This is a genomic window from Pseudomonas sp. NPDC079086, assembly GCF_044542155.1.
Lineage (GTDB): Bacteria > Pseudomonadota > Gammaproteobacteria > Pseudomonadales > Pseudomonadaceae > Aquipseudomonas.
In genome coordinates this window covers 274,634-297,276 of record NZ_JBITTY010000002.1, presented here as the reverse complement: position 1 = coordinate 297,276, position 22,643 = coordinate 274,634, and the positions used below count along the sequence as shown (strand labels likewise).

Annotated in this window: 25 protein-coding genes and 1 pseudogene; 10 read left to right on the top strand and 16 right to left on the bottom strand. The window is 57.4% G+C overall.

Features of this window, described 5'->3' with window-relative positions; translation table 11 throughout:
- The first annotated feature begins 7 nt into the window (after positions 1-7).
- A complete protein-coding gene (gene galU, locus ACIGEK_RS10865) occupies positions 8-847 on the top strand; it encodes a UTP--glucose-1-phosphate uridylyltransferase GalU (protein ID WP_397493345.1) in 840 nt (279 codons plus the stop codon).
- Between the two features lie 50 nt (positions 848-897).
- Here the strand turns inward: galU and ACIGEK_RS10860 are convergent, their stop codons facing one another.
- Entirely contained in the window at positions 898-1,320 is a 423-nt protein-coding gene (locus ACIGEK_RS10860) for a VOC family protein (protein ID WP_397493344.1), read from the bottom strand.
- Positions 1,321-1,402: 82 nt separating this feature from the next.
- On the opposite strand from ACIGEK_RS10860, the gene gorA reads away from it, so the two are divergent.
- Together gorA and ACIGEK_RS10850 are read left to right on the top strand one after the other, a co-directional pair.
- The gene (gorA, locus tag ACIGEK_RS10855; RefSeq protein ID WP_397493343.1) at positions 1,403-2,761 is read left to right on the top strand and encodes a glutathione-disulfide reductase; all 1,359 of its coding nucleotides are present in this window, start codon (positions 1,403-1,405) and stop codon (positions 2,759-2,761) included.
- A gap of 7 nt (positions 2,762-2,768) precedes the next feature.
- On the top strand, positions 2,769-3,392 hold the full coding sequence (locus tag ACIGEK_RS10850) for a trimeric intracellular cation channel family protein (protein WP_397493342.1): 624 nt from the start codon (positions 2,769-2,771) through the stop codon (positions 3,390-3,392).
- Between the two features lie 23 nt (positions 3,393-3,415).
- Here the strand turns inward: ACIGEK_RS10850 and ACIGEK_RS10845 are convergent.
- The 5 genes and pseudogenes from ACIGEK_RS10845 to ACIGEK_RS10825 all read right to left on the bottom strand — a co-directional run bounded on the left by ACIGEK_RS10845 (position 3,416) and on the right by ACIGEK_RS10825 (position 8,210).
- Positions 3,416-4,771, bottom strand: a pseudogene (locus ACIGEK_RS10845) (cation:proton antiporter).
- A gap of 297 nt (positions 4,772-5,068) precedes the next feature.
- Positions 5,069-5,875 carry a glycine betaine ABC transporter substrate-binding protein gene (locus ACIGEK_RS10840; protein ID WP_397493340.1) on the bottom strand — a complete coding sequence of 269 codons (807 nt, stop codon included), beginning with the start codon at positions 5,873-5,875 and terminating at the stop codon, positions 5,069-5,071.
- A 35-nt stretch (positions 5,876-5,910) separates the two neighbouring features.
- Positions 5,911-6,405, bottom strand: coding sequence for a VOC family protein (locus ACIGEK_RS10835; RefSeq protein WP_397493339.1), 495 nt, complete (start codon positions 6,403-6,405; stop codon positions 5,911-5,913).
- Entirely contained in the window at positions 6,402-7,520 is a 1,119-nt protein-coding gene (locus ACIGEK_RS10830) for an alkene reductase (RefSeq protein WP_397493338.1), read from the bottom strand. The genes ACIGEK_RS10835 and ACIGEK_RS10830 overlap by 4 nt, the downstream gene beginning before the upstream one ends.
- Positions 7,521-7,538: 18 nt before the next feature.
- Positions 7,539-8,210 (bottom strand): SDR family oxidoreductase, encoded by a 672-nt coding sequence (locus ACIGEK_RS10825; protein ID WP_397493337.1) that lies wholly within the window; start codon positions 8,208-8,210, stop codon positions 7,539-7,541.
- 188 nt (positions 8,211-8,398) lie between these two features.
- On the opposite strand from ACIGEK_RS10825, the gene ACIGEK_RS10820 reads away from it, so the two are divergent.
- From ACIGEK_RS10820 to ACIGEK_RS10805, 4 genes are all read left to right on the top strand, one after another.
- The gene (locus ACIGEK_RS10820; RefSeq protein WP_397493336.1) at positions 8,399-9,202 is read left to right on the top strand and encodes a LysR substrate-binding domain-containing protein; all 804 of its coding nucleotides are present in this window, start codon (positions 8,399-8,401) and stop codon (positions 9,200-9,202) included.
- A gap of 157 nt (positions 9,203-9,359) precedes the next feature.
- The gene (locus ACIGEK_RS10815) at positions 9,360-10,229 is read left to right on the top strand and encodes a helix-turn-helix transcriptional regulator (RefSeq protein WP_397493335.1); all 870 of its coding nucleotides are present in this window, start codon (positions 9,360-9,362) and stop codon (positions 10,227-10,229) included.
- A 60-nt stretch (positions 10,230-10,289) separates the two neighbouring features.
- Positions 10,290-10,844, top strand: coding sequence for a YbhB/YbcL family Raf kinase inhibitor-like protein (locus ACIGEK_RS10810; RefSeq protein WP_397493334.1), 555 nt, complete (start codon positions 10,290-10,292; stop codon positions 10,842-10,844).
- 248 nt (positions 10,845-11,092) lie between these two features.
- Complete coding sequence (locus ACIGEK_RS10805) at positions 11,093-12,073, top strand: polysaccharide deacetylase family protein (protein WP_397493333.1); 981 nt, start codon at positions 11,093-11,095, stop codon at positions 12,071-12,073.
- A gap of 427 nt (positions 12,074-12,500) precedes the next feature.
- Here the strand turns inward: ACIGEK_RS10805 and ACIGEK_RS10800 are convergent, their stop codons facing one another.
- From ACIGEK_RS10800 to ACIGEK_RS10765, 8 genes are all read right to left on the bottom strand, one after another.
- A complete protein-coding gene (locus tag ACIGEK_RS10800; protein WP_397493332.1) occupies positions 12,501-13,676 on the bottom strand; it encodes a zonular occludens toxin domain-containing protein in 1,176 nt (391 codons plus the stop codon).
- Positions 13,677-13,691: 15 nt separating this feature from the next.
- The gene (locus ACIGEK_RS10795) at positions 13,692-13,988 is read right to left on the bottom strand and encodes a DUF2523 domain-containing protein (RefSeq protein WP_397493331.1); all 297 of its coding nucleotides are present in this window, start codon (positions 13,986-13,988) and stop codon (positions 13,692-13,694) included.
- Positions 13,989-15,278, bottom strand: a complete 1,290-nt coding sequence (locus tag ACIGEK_RS10790; protein ID WP_397493330.1) for a virulence factor TspB C-terminal domain-related protein — start codon at positions 15,276-15,278, stop codon at positions 13,989-13,991. It abuts the gene before it with no gap.
- A 75-nt stretch (positions 15,279-15,353) separates the two neighbouring features.
- Positions 15,354-15,560 carry a major capsid protein gene (locus ACIGEK_RS10785; protein WP_397493329.1) on the bottom strand — a complete coding sequence of 69 codons (207 nt, stop codon included), beginning with the start codon at positions 15,558-15,560 and terminating at the stop codon, positions 15,354-15,356.
- A 7-nt stretch (positions 15,561-15,567) separates the two neighbouring features.
- On the bottom strand, positions 15,568-15,774 hold the full coding sequence (locus tag ACIGEK_RS10780) for a hypothetical protein (protein WP_397493328.1): 207 nt from the start codon (positions 15,772-15,774) through the stop codon (positions 15,568-15,570).
- A 2-nt stretch (positions 15,775-15,776) separates the two neighbouring features.
- Complete coding sequence (locus ACIGEK_RS10775) at positions 15,777-16,061, bottom strand: hypothetical protein (RefSeq protein ID WP_397493327.1); 285 nt, start codon at positions 16,059-16,061, stop codon at positions 15,777-15,779.
- A gap of 61 nt (positions 16,062-16,122) precedes the next feature.
- Positions 16,123-16,356: a hypothetical protein gene (locus ACIGEK_RS10770; protein ID WP_397493326.1), complete on the bottom strand. Its 234-nt coding sequence runs from the start codon at positions 16,354-16,356 to the stop codon at positions 16,123-16,125.
- A complete protein-coding gene (locus ACIGEK_RS10765) occupies positions 16,356-17,393 on the bottom strand; it encodes a phage/plasmid replication protein, II/X family (protein ID WP_397493325.1) in 1,038 nt (345 codons plus the stop codon). The genes ACIGEK_RS10770 and ACIGEK_RS10765 overlap by 1 nt, the downstream gene beginning before the upstream one ends.
- A gap of 127 nt (positions 17,394-17,520) precedes the next feature.
- Here ACIGEK_RS10765 and ACIGEK_RS10760 point away from each other — a divergent pair, with 127 nt between their 5' ends.
- Positions 17,521-17,880 (top strand): helix-turn-helix domain-containing protein, encoded by a 360-nt coding sequence (locus tag ACIGEK_RS10760; protein ID WP_397493324.1) that lies wholly within the window; start codon positions 17,521-17,523, stop codon positions 17,878-17,880.
- 351 nt (positions 17,881-18,231) lie between these two features.
- Here ACIGEK_RS10760 and ACIGEK_RS10755 read toward each other — a convergent pair whose 3' ends face one another.
- Together ACIGEK_RS10755 and ACIGEK_RS10750 are read right to left on the bottom strand one after the other, a co-directional pair.
- Entirely contained in the window at positions 18,232-18,501 is a 270-nt protein-coding gene (locus ACIGEK_RS10755; RefSeq protein WP_397493323.1) for a hypothetical protein, read from the bottom strand.
- A 531-nt stretch (positions 18,502-19,032) separates the two neighbouring features.
- The gene (locus ACIGEK_RS10750) at positions 19,033-20,055 is read right to left on the bottom strand and encodes a zinc-dependent alcohol dehydrogenase family protein (RefSeq protein ID WP_397493322.1); all 1,023 of its coding nucleotides are present in this window, start codon (positions 20,053-20,055) and stop codon (positions 19,033-19,035) included.
- Positions 20,056-20,315: 260 nt separating this feature from the next.
- On the opposite strand from ACIGEK_RS10750, the gene ACIGEK_RS10745 reads away from it, so the two are divergent.
- Both ACIGEK_RS10745 and mexE read left to right on the top strand, forming a co-directional pair.
- Positions 20,316-21,233 carry a LysR family transcriptional regulator gene (locus ACIGEK_RS10745; protein WP_397493321.1) on the top strand — a complete coding sequence of 306 codons (918 nt, stop codon included), beginning with the start codon at positions 20,316-20,318 and terminating at the stop codon, positions 21,231-21,233.
- A 167-nt stretch (positions 21,234-21,400) separates the two neighbouring features.
- Positions 21,401-22,642 carry a multidrug efflux RND transporter periplasmic adaptor subunit MexE gene (gene mexE, locus ACIGEK_RS10740; RefSeq protein WP_397493320.1) on the top strand — a complete coding sequence of 414 codons (1,242 nt, stop codon included), beginning with the start codon at positions 21,401-21,403 and terminating at the stop codon, positions 22,640-22,642.
- Position 22,643 lies beyond the last annotated feature (1 nt).

The window sequence follows — 22,643 nt, the reverse complement described above, 5'->3', positions numbered from 1 at the left end:
GTTACCCATGATCAAGAAATGTTTGTTCCCAGCAGCCGGTTACGGCACACGATTCCTGCCTGCCACTAAGGCTATGCCTAAGGAAATGCTGCCGATCGTGAACAAACCGTTGATCCAGTATGGCGTCGAAGAAGCGCTGGAAGCCGGCTTGACGGAAATTGCCATGATTACTGGCCGCGGTAAGCGCGCGCTGGAAGATCACTTTGACATCAGCTACGAACTTGAACATCAGATCCGTGATACCGATAAGGAAAAATACCTAGTTGGTATCCGTCGACTGATCAACGAATGCAGCTTTTCCTACACCCGCCAGGTGGAAATGAAGGGGCTGGGCCACGCGATTCTATGTGGTCGCCCGTTGATTGGTGATGAACCCTTCGCGGTGGTGCTGGCTGATGACCTGTGTCTGAATCTGGATGGCGATGCGGTGCTGACGCAGATGGTCAAACTGTATAACCAGTTCCGCTGCTCGATTGTGGCCATCCAGGAAGTGCCGCCAGAAGAAACCCATAAATATGGGGTCATCTCCGGCGAGATGATTCGTGATGACATCTACCGGGTTAACAGCATGGTTGAGAAGCCAAAGCCGGAAGATGCCCCCTCGAATCTGGCGATCATTGGCCGCTATATCCTCACGCCGGATATCTTCGACCTGATCGAGCAGACCGAGCCTGGCAAAGGTGGTGAGATTCAGATTACCGACGCACTGATGAAGCAGGCGCAGAATGGCTGCGTGATGGCCTACAAGTTCAAGGGCAAACGCTTCGATTGCGGCGGTGCCGAAGGCTACATCGACGCCACCAACTTCTGCTTTGAGAACCTCTACAAAACCGGCAAGGCCTATTAATTCGGCTGGCGCGCGGTAATACACAGCCACCTTCGGGTGGCTGTGTGCATTCAGGGCAGCGGCATATGTTCGGCGCCAGGCCCTAACGGCTGGCCGTAGCTGAACTCCACATAGTTGCCTGCGGGATCACGCAGACCGCAGTAGTAACCAACGGGGTAGGGTTCGTCACGCGGCTCCCAGACCAGGCATCCTGCCACTCGCGCTCGCGCTGCGACGTTATCAACCTGTTCTCGACTTTCCAGGGCAAAGCCAAAGTGGCTGTAGTCATCCGCAGCCAAATGGCGATCCTGTCCACCCGGCATGATCACAAAAATAAAGCTGTGTTCCTTACCCTGTTCGGCCATCCAGACAATCCGTGAGCCTTTGCCTGCGCGCTGGTGAATCACCTGCATCGCGCAGAACTGCTCGTAAAAGCTTACGCAGGCGTCGAGGTCAGGCACGTGCAAGGCCAGATGAGTAAGGGTAGGGCGCATAACGGCTCTCCTGTTCTGCATGCATCAAGTTTAGGCACTGACGCGCCTTGGGGTATGCTGGCTGCCTGTTCTGGAGGCTGAAATGACCTACGACTTCGACCTATTTGTAATTGGTGCCGGTTCTGGCGGTGTGCGGGCTGCGCGATTTGCTGCCGGCTATGGCGCGCGCGTGGCGGTTGCCGAAAGCCGCTACCTCGGTGGTACCTGCGTCAATGTTGGCTGCGTACCGAAGAAGCTGCTGGTCTATGGCGCACATTTCGCCGACGACTTCGAACAGGCGCAAGGCTTCGGCTGGGAGCTGGGGGAGGCCAGGTTCGACTGGTCGACCCTGATCAGCAACAAAAACCGTGAAATAGATCGACTCAATGGCATCTATCGCAACCTGCTGGTTAACAGCGGTGTGACCTTGCTCGAAGGCCACGCACGGATTGTCGATGAGCAGACTGTCGAACTGGGCGGTAAACGCTACAGCGCCAAACATATCCTGATTGCCACCGGCGGCTGGCCGCAGATTCCTCAAGTACCTGGGCATGAACATGCCATTGGCTCGAATGAAGTTTTCTTTCTTGAGCGGCTGCCCAAACGCGTGCTGGTTGTAGGCGGTGGCTATATTGCCGTGGAGTTCGCCTCGATCTTCAACGGCCTTGGCGCCACAACCTCGTTGCTTTATCGCGGAGAGCTGTTCCTGCGTGGCTTCGACAAGGCCGTGCGCTTGCACCTAGAGGAAGAGTTGAGCAAGCGTGGTGTGGATCTGCAATTCAACAGCGACATCGCCCGCATTGACAAACAGGCCGATGGTAGCCTGCTGGCCACCCTCAAGGATGGCCGCATGCTTGAGACCGACTGTGTTTTCTATGCCACCGGACGTCGGCCGATGCTGGATAACCTGGGCCTGGAAAATACCCATGTGCAGCTCGATGAGCGCGGCTTTATCAAGGTCGATGAGCAGTACCAGACCACAACGCCATCGATTCTCGCCATTGGTGATGTGATTGGTCGTGTGCAGCTGACACCTGTTGCGCTGGCCGAAGGTATGGCGGTAGCACGACGCCTGTTCAAGCCAGAGGAGTACCGCAAGGTCGACTACCGGATGATCCCGACTGCGGTATTCAGCCTGCCTAATATCGGCACAGTCGGGCTCAGTGAAGAAGAGGCGAAGGAGGAGGGCTATAGCGTCCAGGTTTTCGAAAGCCGCTTCCGCCCAATGAAACTGACCATGACCGAAAGCCAGGAACGGACCCTGATGAAACTGGTGGTGGACGCGGCTACAGACCGCGTGCTTGGCTGCCATATGGTCGGTCCAGACGCTGGTGAAATTGTGCAGGGGCTCGCCGTTGCTCTGAAAGCTGGTGCCACTAAACAGTTATTTGATGAAACCATCGGCGTGCACCCAACGGCCGCCGAAGAGTTCGTCACCATGCGTACTCCTGTGTCGTCCTGAGGTCAGCATGGCGCAACTGTTCTATCTGGCCGATCTGTTCGGCGTTGCAGTCTTTGCCATCACCGGCGCACTTATGGCCGGGCGCAAGTCCATGGACTTGTTCGGCGTTCTGGTGATTGCCATTGTCACCGCACTGGGCGGCGGTACCTTGCGTGACCTGATTCTGGACAACCATCCGGTCAGCTGGATTCGCAACGACCTGTACATCGTCATCGCTTCATTGGCGGCAGTAGGCACTGTGATCTGGGTGCGGTTGACCCAGCCAATTCACGAGAAAGGCCTGCTATTGGCGGACGCCTTCGGCTTGGCGGTGTTTACCGTAATCGGCACCGAGGTTGCTATGCAGCACAACGTGCCACATAGCACGGCTGTAATCATGGGTGTGATCACTGGAGTTGCCGGCGGTGTGATGCGCGATGTGATCTGCAACGAGATCCCGCTGATCTTCCAGAAAGAAATCTACGCGACAGCCTGCATTGCCGGTGCCCTGATGTTTATCGGCATGCGTGCGCTGGACACACCACACTGGCTGGATACTGGCGTGGCCATGCTTACCGTGCTGCTGATTCGCCTGGCGGCCATTCGCTGGCATGTCGCGTTGCCCAGCTTCCATTTATTGGATCGCGATTAGTTACCCGACTCGGGCAGCACCTTTCATGCGCGGCGCTTGAGGCGCTCGTAATAACCCAGTAGAGGCTGGCTGGTTAACCCGTGCAACACGATACTCATGGCCACCACACTCAGCACAAGATCGCTCGCTGTTTGCGCCACCGTGCCGGGTAACCCATGATTGATTGCGTAGCTAAGGTAATAAAGGCTGCCAATGCCACGAATGCCAAACCAACCAATCAGTAGCCGATGCGCAGGCGGCATTAGCCGACCTCCGATCAGCAGTAGCACCATGCCCGGACGCGCCACGCAGAATAGTGCCAACCCCATAGGCCGTGCGCGCCAGTCCCAGTGTTGATACAGCAGGGCACCGAGCAGAGTAACCATAAGCACTTCCAGGATACGTTCCAGCAAACTGCCAAATGATAGGATGTCCATCATTAGGGCTCCCGCGGCCACCTTGGGATGCTCATCCTTGTCTTCGCCAAACTCGATATCTCCGTGTGTCTGGCCTTTTTCACGAGTCATTGAATTGCTTGTCCGCTTTTCTGCGGGCTGCTCATGTCCTTGGCTAGCAGTCACTTCGGCATGGCGTAAACCCAGCCCAGCGGCAAAAGTCGCGAGAAAGCCCCAGCCTCCGATGCTTTCTGCACCTACATAGGAAAGAGCGATCAAGGCCAGAGCAAGGAAATCATTGGCTGATATGGTCGTGTCGGTCTGGCGGGCACGTAGATGGATGACTAGCCGGCCAACGCTCCGCCCCAGCGTATAGCCCAGTAACAAGCTGACGGGAACGGCCCACACGATATAGATCAAAAACCAATCGAATGCCTCGCGCAGAGGGCTTATGGGCGGCTGGTCACTAAACTGAAGGGTTAATAACGCTGCGATAACAAAAGGAAAGGCAATGCTGTCGTTCAGTCCAGCTTCCCCCGAGATGGCATAACGCACGCGATCCTCGTCCCCAGCGTGGCTGACCTGCACTAGGCTGGCCAGCACCGGATCGGTAGGCGAGAGGATGGCCGCTATCAACAGTGATAGCCCCCAGCTCAGACCGAATAGATAGTGGGCGATAAGCGACACACTGAAAATGGTACCGAGGAGCACCGGGCCAGCGAGTAACCAAGCGGCTTACCATTCAGGCGCGCGAAACGGCAGACGCAGTTTTAGCCCGCCGATAAACAATGAAATCTATACAGCGATTTCGGCCAGGTGTTCTAACCAGGTGGAAATGTCCAATAAATCCTGCTGCCAGATGCCCAGGCCAAGCGGACCTATCGCCAGGCCGAATGCCAGATAAAGCGTTGACGTTGTGACCGGCAGAAGCCGCACAAAGGCGGAGGCCAGTCCGAGAATCAATAACAGGGTGCCCATCACCAGCATCCACGTGCTGAAGCTCATTGGCGCTTATCCACGTTGTGGTGAGTGTGCGGATGTGGGGATGCCACAAACAAAAAGAGAGACGTTTGGGTTCGAAGCAGAACGACCGCGCAAAGTTCATCATTCCTGATGGACGGGGCACAGATAGTGTTGTGCTCAACGAATTCAGGACACTGGTTTAGTGTTTATCCGCCCAGTGATTCGGCTTCCACAGGTGTTTTATATCCGTTACAGCTATGGCCGCGCTGGGCGAAGCGCGGCGCCCTATCGGGTGTCCAGAATCATTGAGCCACAACAGTGTTCCTCTGACGAGATGGCTCAGTCGTTGATCGGCACCAGCCACTGGTCGAGTGTCTTTGAATTGGCGGCCAGCCATACCTGTGCGGCAGTTTGCGGCTGCAAGCCGCCACGGTTGATGGCGAAGTCGAGTTCTGCGACCTGGGCATTACTCAGGCGGATGTTGTCCAGCACCTGCAGGTGTTGCGGGCTGAAACACTGCAGGCGGTCCTCTCTGGCCAGCAGCACCGCACGGTCGGTGCCGCCGAGCAGACCCAGCGGCTCATGCAGTTCACGCAGGCGATGCTGCGCATGCAGAAACTGTGGTTGCCATAGCGGTACCACCGCCCAGCGGCGTTCGGCGATCGCCGTTTCGATGGCCTCGATGCATTGCCCCTGCGTGCCGGTCAGAAAACGGTAGCCAGCGTCTGCCAGGCCGTAGGCCTGCATTATCTGTTGCGAGAAACGGGTGATCCCGGCGCCAGGGCCGATGCCCTGGATCACCGGCGTCATCCGTGCGCGCACGGCTGGGCGCAGGAGGTCCGCGATCTCGGCGACCTCGCTCTGCGGTACGTAGTCCGGCACACCCCACAGGGCATAGGGCTGGTAGTGCAGACCCAGCTCACGGGTGGCCACGCTCTGTTGCACTTGCTCAAGGTACAGGCCGTGGCTGGAGGGCAGCCAGGCCGAGGCCAGCATGTCGATCTGGCCCAGGCGCAGGCGTTCGAAGTTGGCCTCGTGCGGCGCATGGCTGCAGCGAACCCTGCACCCCAGATGTTCGAGCACTGCAGCGACCACGGCGCCAGTGGCGTGGTGGAAGGTCAGGTCAGTGATTCCCAGGTGAATCATTCAAGGTGCTCCTTGCCGCCATGGCGGCTCATAACTCAGTCGATGTCCGGTCGCGGCATGGCCTCGCCCAGCACGGCGTTTTCGGGGCGGTAGGGAAAAATCAGCTCGATGGTCACGCCGTTGGGATCCTCGAGAAACAACTGGTGCTCGCCGATCTGCGGCACAATGCGCTCGCGAAACGTCCGGCCGAGGCTGAGCAGGTGCTGTTGCATCTCGGCCAGGTGCGTGCCGCGCAGCGAGATGTGGTCGACGCAGCCACTGCCGTCGGCACTCTCCTGCCCGCCCAGGTAGGCCTGAAGCTGGCGGTCGTCAGTGGTCACGGCGACAAGGTGCAGCACCGGGTGGGCGCCGACATACAGCCAGCGCCCTGGGAAGCGAAACGCCGGGCGCGGACCGTCGCTCAAGCCGATCACCCGAGTGAAGAACTCGACCGTCTCCTCCAGGCGGCTGGTACGCAGCGTGAAGTGATCGAGCCCCAGGATGTTGCCCGCCGGCAGGCCGGCGCCCTGGTTCTGGGCCTGCCGGCTCACAGTTCAAGTTCCTTGACCGGGAGCGCGGGATAATCGGTATAGCCGCGCGCATCGCCGCCGAACAGGCTGGTCGGCTCGAAGTCCGCCAGCGGCAGGTTCTCGGCATAGCGGCGTGGCAGGTCGGGGTTGGCGATGAACGGGCGGCCGAACGCCACCAGATCGGCATAACCCTTGTCCAGCACCCACTCGGCGTGTGCCTGATCGTACTTGCCAGCGACGATGATCGGGCCGCGAAAACGCTGACGGATGTCCTGGCGAAACGCCTCGGTGAACTCGGGGGCATCGTCCCAATCAGCCTCGACCAGATGCAGGTAGGCGATCTGTTTGTCGTCCAGGTAGCTGGCCGCGTCGAGAATGGTCGGCAGGATATCCGGGCAGGCCATACCACGCGCGGTCAGGAACGGAGCCAGGCGAATGGCCGTGCGCTCGGCGCCGACTTCGTCGGCCACTGCGTCAATCACCTGACGCAGAAAGCGCAAGCGATTCTCCCGCGAGCCGCCGTACTCGTCGCTGCGCAGGTTGGAGGTGGTGCGCAGGAACTGGTCGATCAGATAGCCATTGGCCGCGTGCACCTCAACGCCGTCGAACCCAGCGGCAATGGCCTGTCTGGCGGCGACTAGGTAGTCCTCGACGATTGCCTGTATTTCCTCGCGCTCGAGTGCTCGCGGGATGGGGCAGGGGTGCATGGCGCCCTCGCCGGTGACCGGGTCGACTTTCCAGATCGCGCCGTCGAAGGCGACGGACGAGGGGGCGACCGGAAGCTGCCCGTCATGAAAGTCCGGGTGCGACATACGCCCGACGTGCCAGAGCTGCAGGTAGATGCGCCCCCCGGCCTGGTGCACGGCGCGGGTCACCAGGCGCCAGCCTTCCACCTGCTCGGCACTGTGGATGCCGGGGGTGAACGAGTAGCCCTTGCCCTGTGGCGAGATCTGGGTAGCCTCCGAGACGATCAGCCCGGCGCTGGCACGCTGCGCGTAGTAGCTGGCATTGAGGGCGTTAGGCACGTCACCTGGCTGCGTGCTGCGCGCGCGCGTCATCGGTGCCATCACCAGGCGATTGGCCAGTTCCAGGTTGCCAACGCGGACCGGCTTGAAGAGTTTGCGAGAGTCAGACATGAAGGTTTCTCCGTGGGATCAGTTGATGAGTGCGCCGCCATCGATATCGATGACCGCACCTGTCATGAAAGGGTTGTCGATGGCCAACAGGTAGCCCTGGGCCAGGTCTTGCGGCTTGCCTACACGGCCAACCGGCAGATTGTTGGCTGCGCGTTGCAGCATGGCCAGGCGCGCGTCCTCTGCCATGCCGGCGTAGGCTTCGCTGTCGGTCAGGCCGGGGCTGACGACATTCACCCGCAACGGCGCCAGCTCACGGGCCAGCACCTTGACGACTGCTTCGAGCGCTGCGTTCATCGCCGTCTTGACGAAGGTGCCGGGCACGGCGCGGCGTGCCAGGAAGCCGCTCGTCAGCGTCAGGCTGCCACCAGGGCGCAGGTGCTGTGCGCCCACCTTGGCCACGGCCAGGCTGCCCCAGAACTTAGCGTCGAAGGCGGCCCTGGCCGCGGTCAGATCCATGTCGAGCAGTTGCCCGCCCGGCGCTTGTGATCCGGCGGTGAAAATCAGGTGGTCGATAGTGCCGATGGCCTCGAAATAGCGCTCCACGGCGCTTAGGTCGGTGACGTCTAGCCCGCTGCGGCGGCTGGCCACCAGCACCCGGCCCGGGCGCTCGCGGAGTGCATCTGCAAGTGCCCGACCGATACCCGTGTGGCCGCCAATAATGACGCTGGTACTTTGCTCGGTGAAGTTCACTGTGCTTCCCCTTTGATGAACGATGGGGTTACCTTATGCTTTGCGCTGCAGGCTTAAAATCCAGCAATAATCGAAAATATATTTCGGATATTACGAATTATGCTCAACCACCTGGAGCTGTTCCTGCTGATCATCGAGAAGGGGGGCTCTCCGCCGCCGGGCGCGAGCTGGGGCTCTCGCCTGCCTCGGTGTCCGAACGCCTGGCCGCGTTGGAATCGCACTATGGCGTGGCGTTGCTGACCCGAACCACCCGTTCGATTAGTCTGACTGACGAAGGCCGAACCCTGGCCGAGGGCGCCCGCCGTCTGCTTGCCGAAGCGGAGGAACTGGACAGCCGGGTGCGTCTCGGTGCGCAGAGCCTGAGCGGGCCGGTGCGCTTGAGTGCCCCGGTCGATCTGGGGCAGGCGCGCATCGTGCCGATTGTCGATCGCTTTCTCGACGAGCATCGCGAGGTAAGCGTCGAGCTTAACCTCACCGATGGCTTCGTCGACCTGGTCAGCCAGGGCCTCGACTTTGCCGTGCGCTACGGCACGCTGGCCGATAGCAGCCTGAAGGTAAAACCCATTGGCGAGAACCGACGCGTCGTGTGCGCTGCGCCTGCCTACCTAGAGCGCATGGGCATACCGCTGCACCCTGATGAACTGCACGGGCATGACTGCATCGTCATGCGTTTCGGCATCAACAGTGATCACCAGTGGTCGTTTCTCGTCGACGGCAAGCCCTACTCGGTCGCCGTCCGCAGCCGGCGCATGGCCAACCATGGCGAGTTGGTCAGGCGCTGGGCCCTGCAGGGCCATGGCCTTTGCCTGAAATCGGTGTGGGACGTGCAGTCCGACCTTGATGCCGGACGGTTGATCGAGGTACTGGCGCCATACAGTGCGGCACGCACAGCTCTGCAGATCGTCTACCCCGGGATGCGCAGCCAACCGCGCCGCGTACGGGCATTGATCGAGGCGATCGCCATGGAGCTTTCCGCCGATGACAGAACCTAGCCAGAGCGGGCAAGCGCTCTAGTTTGCGCTTCCCGATGGCCCCCCAGTAGATTGGCACAGCGAATAGCGTTTCAGACTGGCTCTGGTCCGCACGTCCGCCACGCATAATGTGCATGTGAGCACTGCCTTCCGAGGTGCGGCGCGACTGGGAAAGCCAATGGTAGAGAAACAAACCGAAAAGGAACTGTCCCTCGTGTCCACTCCCGTTACTGAGATTGTTTCCGCTCCGGCTCAGGTTATTCGTATTTCCAGCAGTGCCAGACATCGTGTGAGAACCCTGTCGATCCGCCAGGACCTTCTGGTGCTGGTGCGCCGTGGCCGCAAGGCACTCATCGCGCCAACCGGGACACTCAATGTATCGAAGAACGAAGTGGTGGTGCTGGCACGGGGAACCCAGTGGGACGTGCTCAATGATCCCGCTGACGAATCGAGCTACGAGGCGTTGGCCTTAGCCTTTTCCGACGAACCTGTCAGGGCGGTTGCGGCGATCCTGCCGCCGGGGCAGGGCGAGCTGTCCGCAGCCAGGACAATGGACCTTGACGATGAACTGAGTGAGGTCATCGAGCGCACTGCGGCGGCACTGGAGGCTGCGACGGTTTCTCCTTTGCTGCAGCGCCACCGGCTGATCGAGCTGTTGCTTGTCCTGGGTGAGCGTGGCGTGCGTCTCAAGCCCATCGAGCAGATTTCCTGGGCAGAGCGTATTCGGCGACTCATCGCTCTGCGGCCTGAAGAGGACTGGAGAATCGAGCGTCTCGCCGAGGTCTTCCATACTAGCGCCTCGACGCTGCGCCGACGCATCGAAGGATCAGGGTTTACCCTCGCCGGACTGGTCCGCGAGGTGCGACTGGAAACGGCTCTGGTCCTGCTGCAGAGTACCCAGCGCTCCATCAGTGACATCGCCCTGCATTGTGGCTGGGAGTCACACAGCCGTTTCAGCGCGGCCTTCCAGGCACGTTGGGGATTTGCGCCTTCGGTGATGCGTCAGCGTTTGGCGCAAAATGGCTCGCTTCTGGAGCGTTTGGCGTAGCGGGGCAGGGTACGTGGCCGGATCATTGTCGCTGTCGAATACTGTAAAGGAATCTCTCTGATGCGCCCTGTGATCGCTATCGCTCTTGCTTTCGTCTGCCTGCCCGCATTGGTCAGGGCTGCAGACTTCACGCTTACCAGCCCGTCGTTCGCAGACGGGGAAACCCTGTCTGAACGGCACGTATACAGCGGTTTCGGCTGTCGTGGTGACAACCTTTCGCCGGCGTTTTCATGGAGTGGCGCGCCAGCCGGAACGAAAAGCTTTGTGGTCACCGCTTACGATCCGGATGCACCCACAGGATCGGGATGGTGGCATTGGGTGCTTTATGACCTGCCGGCAAGCACTTCATCGCTGCCAGAAGGCGTTGGCCAGACCGCTGGCCAATTGTTGCCGGAAGGGGCGGTACAGGGCGTCAGCGACTACGGCACGCCAGGTTTTGGCGGCGCTTGCCCGCCGCAGGGGGACAAGCCGCACCGCTATGTTTTCACGGTGCACGCGTTGAAGGTGGAAAAGCTGGAGCCACCATTGGCGAACGCCTCGCCAGCGCTGATCGGGTTCCTCGTGCATTTCAATAAGCTGGCTAGTGCAAGCGTAACGGCCACTTACGGACGTTAATCGAAGGACTGCACGGGACCTGTGTCCGGGATTACGCAGAGCGTTTCGGCCGCTGCCGGGGCAGGCTCTGTTGCAATCAGTCAGGTCATTGGCTAGTGGGCAAAGACCCCGATGGGGTCTTTCTCATCACGTGACCTGAATCGGTGGTGCAACCTTTCGTGATTTCCGAAAACAGTTTTACTGGTTGGCCCGATTAACAGTTTTCTCGGCAAGCCTATGATTCAAGCCCTCTTACAAGGATATGAGTCATGGCAAATAGACGCGATTTCATGAAGGGCAGTCTGCTGATTGGAACGATGGCCGCATCAGGCCTTGCGCTGGCGGGGGCCTCTAGTCAACGGCCGTTGAATTCCGCTTCGGTCTCTCAGAACGCGCCGTTCTGGCCGGGCGATTCACGCCTGGTCATCTCACTGTCGCTGCAGTTCGAAGCGGGGGCTCAACCAGCCAATGCCGAGAGTCCGTTTCCACCGTTGGACAGCCAGTACCCGGACACGATTGCCCCAAGCTGGTATGAGTACGGGCCGCTCGAGGGCGTGCCGCGCTTGCTGAACCTGTTCGACAAGCATGGAGTTAAGGTGACGTCGCATATGGTCGGCAAAGCGGTGGAGGCTCACCCGGAACTCGCCGCCGAGATCGTGCGGCGGGGCCATGAGGCGGCGGGGCACGCGCTGTACTGGGCGCCTCAGTACAGCCTGTCCGAAGCGGAAGAACGACAGCACTATCAGGAAGCGTCCGACATCATCGAGCGTGTGACGGGACAGCGGCCCGTTGGTTTCAATGCGTTCTGGATGCGCCACTCCCGCGAGACGCTAAATATCCTGCAGGATCAGGGCTTCATCTATCACGTCGATGATCTGTCGCGTGATGAGCCCTCCATCATCCCCGTGCGAGGCAAGCCGTTTGCCGTTGTCCCCTATACCCTGCGAAACAACGACATCGGCCGGATCGCCGGATCAACCGCAATGACCGGGGCCGCCTTGTTGCAAGAGCTCAAAGACGAGTTCGATGTGCTCTATGAAGAAGGTCAGTATCGTCGGCGGATGATGTCGCTGTCGGCCCATGATCGTATTGGTGGCACGCCGACGGTGGTACATGCGCTCGATCAGTTCATCGCCTATGCCAAGTCGAAGCCTGGCGTGGCGTTCATGCGTAAGGATGAGATCGCCCGCTGGGCGCTATCGCGTCCTGACACGCCAAATAATCCGCCCAGGACATTCGATCGTGCGTAGATGACGCACGTCCAGCATCTCGCTTATTCGTCGAGCAACAGCATCGCATTGGGAGGGAACCTGATGTTTTTGCTACACAATCAGCCTGTAAAGCTGCTAGTCCGCGGCTGGGCCAATTATGAAGGACTGTTGGCGTACTACGCCTGTGGTACGCACGCAGTTACTTGAATTAATCTTCAATGAGCGCTACTCAGCAGCCTAAGAGGGCTATGGGGCATGCCGTAGTCATGCGCTGAGGTGGCTGACAATGTTGATGCAGGTACTTACAGAGGGCTCAGAGTACAGCACCAATGAAACGGCCTTCGTTTAACATAATATACATTATACGAAGCCTCTAGTCAGGAAGGCAGCAACGAGGCGCTGTGCTTTACGATCTGCGCGTTCTAGTACCGCGCACAGGGTTTTAATGAAAACCCCTCAAAAACGATTATAGGCTCGGTTCTGCGCGTGTAGTGATTCCGATAACCGTCGTGCGCGCTGGCTGTTGATCCTGGGCAAGGTTAGACGCTACCGCTGGCGATTCCGTAGCCGTACCAGCGCGTGCCGCGCTCAGCCCGGCCCCGGAATCGCTCTGAACGATGCGATCAGGCCTGGCAGGATCAAAAGCACCGTTCTCGACGTAGTTCATGCAGGACTTAAACGAAATATCCATGCGCGTGCCTTGCTGGCTGTTGCAGCGGCAACCATGAAGCCGGCCGGCCTTGTAGCCGATGGCCATACGAATAGCGTTACGGCGTACAAACTCTTCGTCCCTGGATGACATGCAACTGGGCTTCGGATAGCTAACGGGCTTGGTCAGTTCGTCGTAAATAGGAGCCGATGACGGAACATCAGGAACACGCGGTATACGCTCAGCCAGATACTGCTCTGGTGTCGCCAGTTGAGCCTGTCCGGTTTGAATCGGCAAACCTGAAGGTGCTGCAGCGAAATCGTCTACAGGCTCAGCAACGGCCATAGTCGAAACCCGCGATTGATAGACGTAATAACCACCGGCAATGAGCAAAGCAACGCACGCGGCGAGGACGTACATGGCCTTAGGAACTCTGAACCTCATGTGATGCTCAGCACCGTCAGCAATCGACTTGTAGGCACCGAAATAGGTCTTGTCGATGGTGATCCGGGTGGTTTCAGCGTCAGCGATGTCGACGCGCTTTTCGACCTCGAGGCTCACGATCTCGAAGCGCAAACGCTTAACGATGCTGCCGGAACCGCCCCGGTGATAGTGCAAATGCTCGGTTGCCAGCTTGCGCATATGCACATCGATAAGGCTTGGTTTTTGAGTGATGCAGTTCAGGTGGTGACCTTTGTGGCGCATCACTTCCAGGGCGCTGGCAAATTCAGGGACTGCCGAACCCTGAGGACGAACCCGGAAAAAGCTCTGAGCTTCGTCAATCACGATCATGGCGTTTTCGGGAAGGTTGAACCATTCCCTGGGATTATCGAACTCAATCCAAGTTGCCTTAATCGCTGGGTGATCAGGCTTGAAATCTCTAATGTTGTGATAGTAAACCGTACGCCCCTCTTTCGCGGCCTTAGTGTCGACTTCCTTAATGGTATTAAGCGTTTTACTCGCGCCCTGGGAACCGGTACGTAATGTAAACATAGGACTCCCCTCCCCTTATTTAATTGAACCAAGACCGGTTTTTGTACCGGTTGTTTTGTTCATGCCGGAAATAATGGCACGTGCAGTAACAGCAGAAAGAACAATATTTATTGCAACGTCAGCTTTAAGCATGCCCAGGATGGCGAGAACTTCTGGGGGCGAACCGCCGAGCTGAGTTACTAAATATGACTTAACCGTTGATAACAGGGCTGTGATACCAACATAGGAAACAGCACCGATGCCCAGGGCAGTAAGAACTTTCGCAGCAAGCGGGCCAACTATTGAAGACAGGAACAGGAATATAGCGGGCATTTAATCACCTCCAAAGGCGCGGCCAACGTATATGGCAAAGAACAACGATGCGAATGCAATTGATAGAGGGCCAAGCCAGTTAGCGGCCTTGCAAATGGGCTGCCATGAAAACGTTATCGAGCGGCCAGCCGTAGAGATGTAAATAGATCTGTCAGCCGGGCAACTGGAAGGAAGCCAGCGAGCAGCACTGGTGCCACTGGAGAAAAGGCCAGCAACATCAACCTCGGCCTCGGTCACCTGATATTCAGGCTTTGCAGCTTCGGCCAGAACAGTACCTTTGTGCTGCTCCCAATCGAGCGCGCAAGTCTGCTTTTTCTGCTGGCGAAGGATGGCGCACTGAATGGCATCACCTTCGCATTGCAACTCAGCATTGCAGGCTTCACCGGCAACAGAGGACTCGACAGGCTTGCACTGATTAGGGTCTGTGGCTGGATCGCAAGAACCATCATCACCGCCCTCGCCCGGATCACCATCATCACCACCGTCGCCGCCATCACCGTCACCATCGCCGTCACCATCACCAGGGCCAGTACCACCACCACCGGGGTTAGTACCGCCGCCGCCTGGATCGGTCGGATCAGTAGGGTCGGTCGGGTCAGTAGGATCAGTTGGGTCTACGGGATCAACCGGATCAACTGGATCGACGGGGTCTACAGGGTCAACCGGATCAACTGGATCGACAGGGTCAACGGGATCAACTGGATCAGGTGGAATGCTGCCGCCAGTACCATCATCACCAGGGCTGCAAGCGGTGCCGGTATAAGTGCCAGCACCATGGCAAACACCAGTTGACGAACCAACAGCAGAAGCAACACAAGTACTAGTGCCAATAGCTACGCGGCATGCGCTATGACAAACATGCTCGCGAGTGCCCAAGCCATTAAGGTCAGGCATGGTCAAAACCCAGTTCATTGACTGGCCAGCTTGAGTTTCGCAGGGATCAGGATCAGGGGGCGGAATACACTCACCAGTTGTATCGTCGTTTTCAGGCGGACAAACATCGCCAGCGCGCTTAGCAATTTCATTAAAGGCCCAAGTACCGTTTGGGTTATTAGCCGGGCATCTATATTGATTTGGCCCGATGCGCTCAACACTGCCTAAAGAATACTTGCCATTAGCTGGGCGAGTACTATTGATATGCTGAATCCAAGACTGGCAAGCTGAACTAGGGGAAGGGAAAGTCCCGGGAGAACCATCAACCTTCCAAGAAAAACTTAATGCAAAAGAATCAGATGCGCCCAAAAATAAGAAAAACAAAAGCCAGCGTAAGGACAATGAGCATATATTCATTTGGGCCGATCCCCATAATTCAAACCTCATTAAGCAAAAGGCCCGGATTAACCGGGCCTGTTAAACAACAGCTATTTACATGGCTTTGCGAATCCACTTAAAAGCCATGATTCCGACGAGAACAACAAGAACCAGACCGCCGACTACAGCAGCATCGGCACCGGCGGCATTAATTGCAGTTGAAACAGCGGCTGGAACTTCAGCGTAAACGTTACCGACAGCGCCGACAGAGATAACGGAAACAGCAGCAACAGGGGTAAACAGTTTTTTCAGAGCATTCATAAATCACCTATTTAATATTGAGGGCTTTCTTTATTGCAAGAATGCCAAAAACAATCGCAAACAAAACAAGAGTTTGTCCGTGAAGCTCTAAAGCATCCTCAGTTGTCATCCCGTTGCCGGGAAGTTGGTCAGCCTGGACAGCCAGCAATGTTCCTGTGCAGGTAGGAGAACCCGAGGTAGCAGACCATTGGCCATCGCAGACAAGAACTTGCATGGTTAGCCAGCAGCCTTAACAGCAGGTGCCTGGAGGCGGCGAGACTGGCGAGGGTCGAAATTGAATACAACGCGACCGTCTTTAACATCGCCCTGGAGAGAACAGACATACTCGCCCTGGGAGAGAACTTCTTTTACGTCAGCGCAGTAGTAAGAGAACTTCTGCGGAAAATCGACACCCTCAAGAACTACAAAAGCTTCGGCCATGGTGTAAGGGTTGCCCTTACCAGAAACGCCGGAACGATGTGTGCAGCTTGGGGTAACAATCAACTTAACTTCCATAGCCATGATATTGCCTCTTTATTGAGCACCGGCATCTTATGACCGGCAGGGTTTGCCCAGGTGGGCGTTAATAGCGCTCGCCTACATATGGAGCGGATTTTTCATTGCGGATAAATTTGTATTTGCTGTCATTATTGATCTGGACAGCAGATTCAATCTTTTCAGCGGGCGTTCTATTTGCAATAGCGTCATAGCATTCCTGGATGACACTTCCGTTAGTTTGAACATTGCGCATTCTCTGTTGAATTTCTTCGCGGCGCGTTGACTTGCCCATGAAGAAGTTGTCAATACCATTTTTCATTAGCAAGCCCGCCGTGCGGATTGGTGAATTAATCCGCGATCAAAAAAGAACGCTGGAATAGCGGCGGGTTTGGCTTCCAATATGCGGATCATTGGAATGACATTAGAATCGTCGCGACGGTCGCAACGAATGTTAATGTCAATACCAAGCCCCATTAGCTGCTCGCGATGGCGGTAATAAGTGCCATTCGCCAACATCTGCTTAAGATCATGACCAGATTTCCATAGCATATAAGTGCCAAGGATTTTTGATGGAAGTTCCATCATTTGCTTACTGTTTAATTCAATCTGCTCAGACATATCTAATTCCCCTATAAAGTGGCGGTACTGAGCCCATAAGACCGCCGGGGTTAGTTGAAACGCATTTTCAAGGTCTAATGCCTTGAGCTTCTTTGAGCGCAAACGCAGCTCTACACGCAGCTTGTTATCAAGCCATTCATGAATTTCAGGGTTTTCGTTTATTTCATCTGGCAACTTGTGAGAGCCACCAGCATTCAACTCATCAGCCTTGCAATAACAAACAACAGACCAATGAGAGGAACCTTTGCCGAAAGTGAGAGTGCCGCGATTGTTTACTGGGCGGCCATGGCGTGACTTGCACTTGAACTCGCCAGCTCGCAACCAGGAACGAACATCGCCACGGGTTGGAAGCTCAAACATGCGGTTGTAATCGACGCGAGTAATGCGGTATCGCCCTGCCCTCACCTTCTGCTTTTCGATGTCGGTGGGATTCAGATCAACCAAGCCGCAGAGTCGCTGGAATGTGTCCCACATCAGTGCAACAAGATCGTCGGAGCCGACGAGGTTGTGGCCCTGGAGCCACTTGCTGGGATTGCCGTCTATGTAAAGGTGTGTGGCGTTTCCCTTTCCGTCGCCGCCTATGCTGCGAACATGGATGCTTGATTCGTATGAGCCACGAACGTGCATCTTGCGAGGGGTTTCCCATGCGACCGTGCCGTCAGCTTCGATGCAAACCACAGCGCCGCTATCTAGCGGTGAGTGCTGTAGTTCGATCATTGCCGCGATCCAATCGATCATCCCTAAAACCTGTCAAGACGCATATGTGAGTCGTCAAGGTGCAAGATGTGATCGGAGAGGGTCAACAACATCTGATCCGCCAAGGATTCGGATATGATCCAGAGCTTTTGACCAAGGGGTAGGATCGATGGAAGAAACGACGCTGAGCGAAGTGACAATGGCCATAGGCGAAAACATAAAGAGAGCCAGAGAAAACAAGGGGCTCAAGCAGGAAGAGGTGGCCGAGAAAGCAGGCATACCCCTGTCGACATACAAAAATTACGAGCATGGCAAACAGCCACCCCCAGGGGATCGAATCGGAGCCATTGCTAGGGCTCTGGGAGTATCTGCGGACGAGATCGTTTTCGATGAGAGCGAGAGACAGGTAACCGATGAGCTTAAGGCGATTTTCAGGCGGTTCGACGATCTGCCACCTGAGCTTAAAACACAGGCAAAACTGGCAATGCGCGGGCTGCTGATGGGATATGAATCGGAGCTGCTGAGGTAGAGGGAGGATTCCCAAAATGGGAGAAAAGTCGGGTATCACCTATACCGACTTTTCGGCCAAATCGGCGGCGCCTGGAAAACCTAAAAGCGGGTGATTAGGGCGCGAAGTGCCATCGGTGGAGCAATGAGCCAGCAGGACGCGAAAAAGCCCCCAGAGTGCCTATACGGACGCTGGGGGCTTTTCTTTGGCTGGAGATAGGCCGCTACGCGGGTACCGGCGCGCCGAAGGTGGTGGAAACAGGCGAAGGAACTGCAAGCGCCTAATCGCCCTGCGGGCGAGGTCGAGGTATGACGACTAAAAGGTACTAATTCTGTTCCAGGGAATCGCCTGCAGGATCTCGCCCGGGAAAATTTAGGTACCGTTTGCCATAAACAAATCACCCTGGCCAGCAGCTTCAACCAGAAGCGCGGCAGCAGATCGGGCGGATTCTAAAACCTGCTGCTGGCGGGCAATGATCCTGCGAAGTCGGGCAATTTCATGGCGCGCATCACTCAGCTCTATGGCGAGACCAGGGGCAGCTAAAGCGGAAAGCATGAAGGCCTTAGATGCAACACGCTGACCAGTGTGCTGCATCAGAATATCTGCATCTGCGTCATCAGCCTGGAATTTGACTAGGGGCATGGCGTTCTCCTTTGGTACCAAATAGACCCAGCTCGATCTCGACCAGGTGCGAATTATGGTACCAGAGCAAAAAGAGAAAGTGGTACCTAAATTGATCCTGGGCGAGCGGTGCTGGCAGGCATTTTGGTACCTGATCAAATATCAAGAATCTGCCTGCAGGCGTCGTGCAGGAGAGCTAATCGACGGTCGAAATCGGCGCTTTCATGCTGAAAGTCGGCTAGGCCGGCGCTGAGTTTTCGCACCTGGGCAACGAGCCGCGGGTAATCCTCAAGGATATGACAGACAGCATCAGAGGCCTCGCGCCCTGGGGCGTAGAGCTGTGCCTGCTTGATTAGGTGGGGAGGTACTTCGAGGGGCGTTCGCATAATGGCCGTTACATTAAATCGGGCCTGGACTGGTGGCTAGCTTCCAGGCCCGACTGAACGTAACGACTGTGAATTATACGAAGCATAGTATGTCGAGCGATGAACCCGGCCTACCCAGGATTCACCACCCAAGCCCTAATAAGGGTTTCGTACAATGTGGCTTAGTTCACTGTTTGCCAAGATCCAGCAACACGCGGCCACGGCTTGGACAGGTTTCCATGTAACGATGCGCTTCGACTACGTCATCGAAGCTGTAAACCTTGTCGATCAACGGCTTGAGCAAACCGTCTGCCGTCAGCTGATTGATACCTTGCACGGCCTTGGCCACTGCAGCCTGGTCTTGCGGAATGTTCAACTCTTCCTTACCCGTGAAGTTACCGATGCAGTGCACGAAGAACTGGATATTTTTCTGGAACGCCGCGCACGCTGGGAATGGCGTTTCATTGCCGCCTTGCAGATCGAACAGGATCAACCGGCCGCGCGGCGCGATGGCATCACCCAGCAGACACATTTGTGGGCCACCCAGCGCATCCATCACCACATTGACGCCACGGCCATCGGTGAGTTTGCTCACGCGACTGACCAGGTCCTGCTCTTCAGTAAGAATGATGTGATCTGCACCCAGCTGCTTGAGAAAGTCGCTGTCTTCGGCAAATGCTGTAGCGGCAATTACCGTGGCGCCAAGAGCCTTGCCCATCTGCACGATATACGGGCCCCAGCAGCGACTTGCAGCGGTTACCAGCACAGTTTCGCCTGGCTGCAAACGCGCCAGTTCGACGAAACCGAACCAGCCGACCATAGATGGCAAGTAGTGCACGGCGGCCTGTTGCACGGTCAGATTATCTGGGTAACGCGCCAGAGAGCTGCGCGGTAATACCACGTGCTCGGCGTAACTGGGATACCGATTGGCGCTGTGCCCCGGGAAGCTGGCCACCCGGTCACCCACGGCCAAATCTGTAACGCCATCACCGACGGCCAGCACCACACCGGCCAGTTCGTGGCCAAGGCCGGCCGGTAATTGCGTCGGAGTATTGGCCAGATTCTGCCGCCAGAGCACGTCGTACCAGCTGACGCCCACAGCCTCAACACCGACCAGCACTTCACCTGCGGCCGGCGCCGGCGCTGTGCGTTCTTCGATCTTGAGGACATCAGCCTCACCAAACTCATGGAAACGAACTATGCGGGACATCGCAAACCTCTTCGGTTGACCCATTCAGGGCGCGGCAACTAACTGCAATTGTGCGCGTTAAAGATGCGGCGACCTCTTATGGCCACGGACTTTATCCGGGCTTTGCCAGCAATTCCACCGCTCGGAGCTGATATTCACCATGCATGTGGATGATGATGAGTCACGCATAGATCATTTTTCCGTGCATATTGCCTGGCGACAGCATTCGGCATTAGCCTGAGTCGCGCACAAAACTGCAGCCTCTTCAGAATGGACAACGGATGAACCGTAATGATCTTCGCCGCGTCGATCTCAATTTGTTGATCGTCTTTGAAACGCTGATGCACGAACGCAGCGTGACCCGTGCGGCGGAAAAACTGTTTCTTGGCCAACCGGCCATCAGTGCCGCCCTCGCCCGTTTGCGCAGCCTGTTCGATGACCCGCTGTTCGTACGTACAGGCCGCAGCATGGAGCCCACTGCGCGGGCCATGGAGATCTCCGCCCTGCTCTCTCCGGCGCTGGATTCGATTTCCACGGCTGTCAGTCGTGCGGCTGAATTCCACCCGGCCACCAGCACAGCAGTGTTTCGCATTGGACTATCAGATGATGTTGAATTCGGCTTGCTGCCACCGTTAATCAAGCGTCTACGGGCTGAAGCCCCCGGCGTGGTGCTGGTAATTCGCCGTACCAATTACCTGCTGATGCCGGCGCTGCTGGCCTCAGGTGAAATTTCGGTGGGCGTTGCTTACACCGAAGAGCTGCCGGCCAACGCCAAACGCAAGGTATTACGGCGCAGTAAACCCAAACTACTGCGAGCCGATGCCGCGCCCGGCGCCTTGAGTTTGGATGATTACTGCTCGCGGCCCCATGCGCTGGTGTCGTTTGCTGGCGACCTCAGTGGTTTTGTCGATAGAGAGCTGGAAAAACTCGGACGCAAACGCCGCGTGGTGCTCGCCCTGCCCCAGTTCAATGGTCTCGGCACCTTGCTGGCAGGCACCGATATTGTCGCCACCGTGCCGGATTACACCGCAGCAGCCCTGACCTCTGCAGGCGGCGTGCGCGCAGAAGAGTTACCCCTGCCCACCCAGACCTTCGAGTTGCACATGGCTTGGCGCGGGGCGCAGGACAATGATCCGGCTGAGCGTTGGCTGCGTTCGCGCATCCAGATGTTCTGTGGTGACCCGGACAGCCTGACCTGAACGTACACAGCGCCCTAGCCTGGGCGCTTTGTTCACATGGTTAGATATTGATACAAGCCTGCCAACCATCATTCTGAGTGATACATATCTTCGAGTCGTTCGATTCGTCGTCATAGACCCCGCGCCGCAGACTCCGCCCATTCATTACACCCTCGGCGGAAGTACACATGGAACAGTCCAATAAGAACCTCTGGCATTTTTCCCTCGCCCTTGCCGCAGTGCTGGTATTGAGCGCCTGCGGTAAAGCGCCTGAAAGTGCACAACAAATGCCCGCAGCCAAAGTAAGCGTGGCCGAAGTTATCGAACAACCGATCAATGAGTGGGACGAGTTCACCGGCCGACTGGAGGCACCAGAGTCGGTCGATATCCGCCCGCGCGTGTCCGGTTTTGTTGACCGCGTGGCCTTCAACGAAGGCAGTCTGGTGAAGAAAGGCGATCTGCTGTTCCAGATCGACCCGCGCCCATTTCAGGCCGAGGTCAAACGCCTTGAAGCCCAGCTACAACAAGCTCGTGCCAGCCTCGCGCGGACGCAAAGCGAAGCCAGTCGCGGCGAGCGTTTGCGTCAGAGCAATGCCATTTCTGCAGAGCTCGCCGATGCCCGAGCAAGCGCCGCAGCAGAGGCCAAGGCCGCTGTAGCAGGCATCCAGGCAGAACTGGACAACGCCCGCCTCAACCTCAGCTTTACCCGCGTCACAGCGCCGATTGATGGTCGCGTCAGCCGTGCGGAAATCACTGAAGGCAACCTGGTGAATGCCGGGCAAAGCCACCTCACCACGCTAGTCAGCACCGACAAGGTCTACGCCTATTTCGATGCTGATGAGCGCGTGTTCCTCAAGTATGTCGAGTTGGCGCGCCAGGCAGGCGGCCAGACGCGCGATGCCAGCCCTGTGTACCTGGGCCTGTCCAGCGAAGAAGGCCACCCACACCTTGGGCAGCTGAACTTTCTCGACAACCAAGTCAACCCGCAGACCGGCACCATCCGTGGCCGCGCGGTATTTGATAACAGTGACGGGCGCTTCACTCCAGGCCTCTATGCGCGCCTCAAATTGGTCGGTAGTGGCCAGTACGACGCAGCGTTGATCAAGGATGAAGCGGTCGGCACCGACCTCGGTAAGAAGTACGTCCTGGTACTCGATAAGGACAACGCCGTGCAGTACCGCGCCATTGAACTGGGGCCAAAGCTGGCAGGCTTGCGCATCGTGCGCAGCGGTCTGGCCGAGGGCGAGAAGATCGTAGTCAACGGCCTGCAGCGCGCCTTCCCCGGCTCCACTGTTGATCCGCAAAGCGTGCCCATGGCCGATGAAAAGACCCAGGCGCTGCTGACTGAGCAACGTCAGGCCATCGAACGCCAGAACAGCCGCCGAGTTGCTGCAGAAAGTAGCCCTGCCAACATTGCGCCACGCGGCTAAT

What these genes read in the sequence shown, in the direction of transcription:
- ACIGEK_RS10750 (WP_397493322.1), bottom strand. Translation starts at nt 20,055, where the DNA reads ATGTCCCGCATAGTTCGTTTCCATGAGTTTGGTGAGGCTGATGTCCTC.
- ACIGEK_RS10780 (WP_397493328.1), bottom strand. Translation starts at nt 15,774, where the DNA reads ATGCAAGTTCTTGTCTGCGATGGCCAATGGTCTGCTACCTCGGGTTCT.
- ACIGEK_RS10765 (WP_397493325.1), bottom strand. Translation starts at nt 17,393, where the DNA reads ATGATCGATTGGATCGCGGCAATGATCGAACTACAGCACTCACCGCTA.
- ACIGEK_RS10850 (WP_397493342.1), top strand. Translation starts at nt 2,769, where the DNA reads ATGGCGCAACTGTTCTATCTGGCCGATCTGTTCGGCGTTGCAGTCTTT.
- mexE (WP_397493320.1), top strand. Translation starts at nt 21,401, where the DNA reads ATGGAACAGTCCAATAAGAACCTCTGGCATTTTTCCCTCGCCCTTGCC.
- ACIGEK_RS10745 (WP_397493321.1), top strand. Translation starts at nt 20,316, where the DNA reads ATGAACCGTAATGATCTTCGCCGCGTCGATCTCAATTTGTTGATCGTC.
- ACIGEK_RS10770 (WP_397493326.1), bottom strand. Translation starts at nt 16,356, where the DNA reads ATGAAAAATGGTATTGACAACTTCTTCATGGGCAAGTCAACGCGCCGC.
- ACIGEK_RS10800 (WP_397493332.1), bottom strand. Translation starts at nt 13,676, where the DNA reads ATGTTTACATTACGTACCGGTTCCCAGGGCGCGAGTAAAACGCTTAAT.
- gorA (WP_397493343.1), top strand. Translation starts at nt 1,403, where the DNA reads ATGACCTACGACTTCGACCTATTTGTAATTGGTGCCGGTTCTGGCGGT.
- ACIGEK_RS10830 (WP_397493338.1), bottom strand. Translation starts at nt 7,520, where the DNA reads ATGTCTGACTCTCGCAAACTCTTCAAGCCGGTCCGCGTTGGCAACCTG.
- ACIGEK_RS10860 (WP_397493344.1), bottom strand. Translation starts at nt 1,320, where the DNA reads ATGCGCCCTACCCTTACTCATCTGGCCTTGCACGTGCCTGACCTCGAC.
- ACIGEK_RS10840 (WP_397493340.1), bottom strand. Translation starts at nt 5,875, where the DNA reads ATGATTCACCTGGGAATCACTGACCTGACCTTCCACCACGCCACTGGC.
- ACIGEK_RS10815 (WP_397493335.1), top strand. Translation starts at nt 9,360, where the DNA reads ATGGTAGAGAAACAAACCGAAAAGGAACTGTCCCTCGTGTCCACTCCC.
- ACIGEK_RS10755 (WP_397493323.1), bottom strand. Translation starts at nt 18,501, where the DNA reads ATGCCCCTAGTCAAATTCCAGGCTGATGACGCAGATGCAGATATTCTG.
- ACIGEK_RS10810 (WP_397493334.1), top strand. Translation starts at nt 10,290, where the DNA reads ATGCGCCCTGTGATCGCTATCGCTCTTGCTTTCGTCTGCCTGCCCGCA.
- ACIGEK_RS10795 (WP_397493331.1), bottom strand. Translation starts at nt 13,988, where the DNA reads ATGCCCGCTATATTCCTGTTCCTGTCTTCAATAGTTGGCCCGCTTGCT.
- ACIGEK_RS10785 (WP_397493329.1), bottom strand. Translation starts at nt 15,560, where the DNA reads ATGAATGCTCTGAAAAAACTGTTTACCCCTGTTGCTGCTGTTTCCGTT.
- ACIGEK_RS10775 (WP_397493327.1), bottom strand. Translation starts at nt 16,061, where the DNA reads ATGGCTATGGAAGTTAAGTTGATTGTTACCCCAAGCTGCACACATCGT.
- ACIGEK_RS10760 (WP_397493324.1), top strand. Translation starts at nt 17,521, where the DNA reads ATGGAAGAAACGACGCTGAGCGAAGTGACAATGGCCATAGGCGAAAAC.
- galU (WP_397493345.1), top strand. Translation starts at nt 8, where the DNA reads ATGATCAAGAAATGTTTGTTCCCAGCAGCCGGTTACGGCACACGATTC.
- ACIGEK_RS10790 (WP_397493330.1), bottom strand. Translation starts at nt 15,278, where the DNA reads ATGAATATATGCTCATTGTCCTTACGCTGGCTTTTGTTTTTCTTATTT.
- ACIGEK_RS10805 (WP_397493333.1), top strand. Translation starts at nt 11,093, where the DNA reads ATGGCAAATAGACGCGATTTCATGAAGGGCAGTCTGCTGATTGGAACG.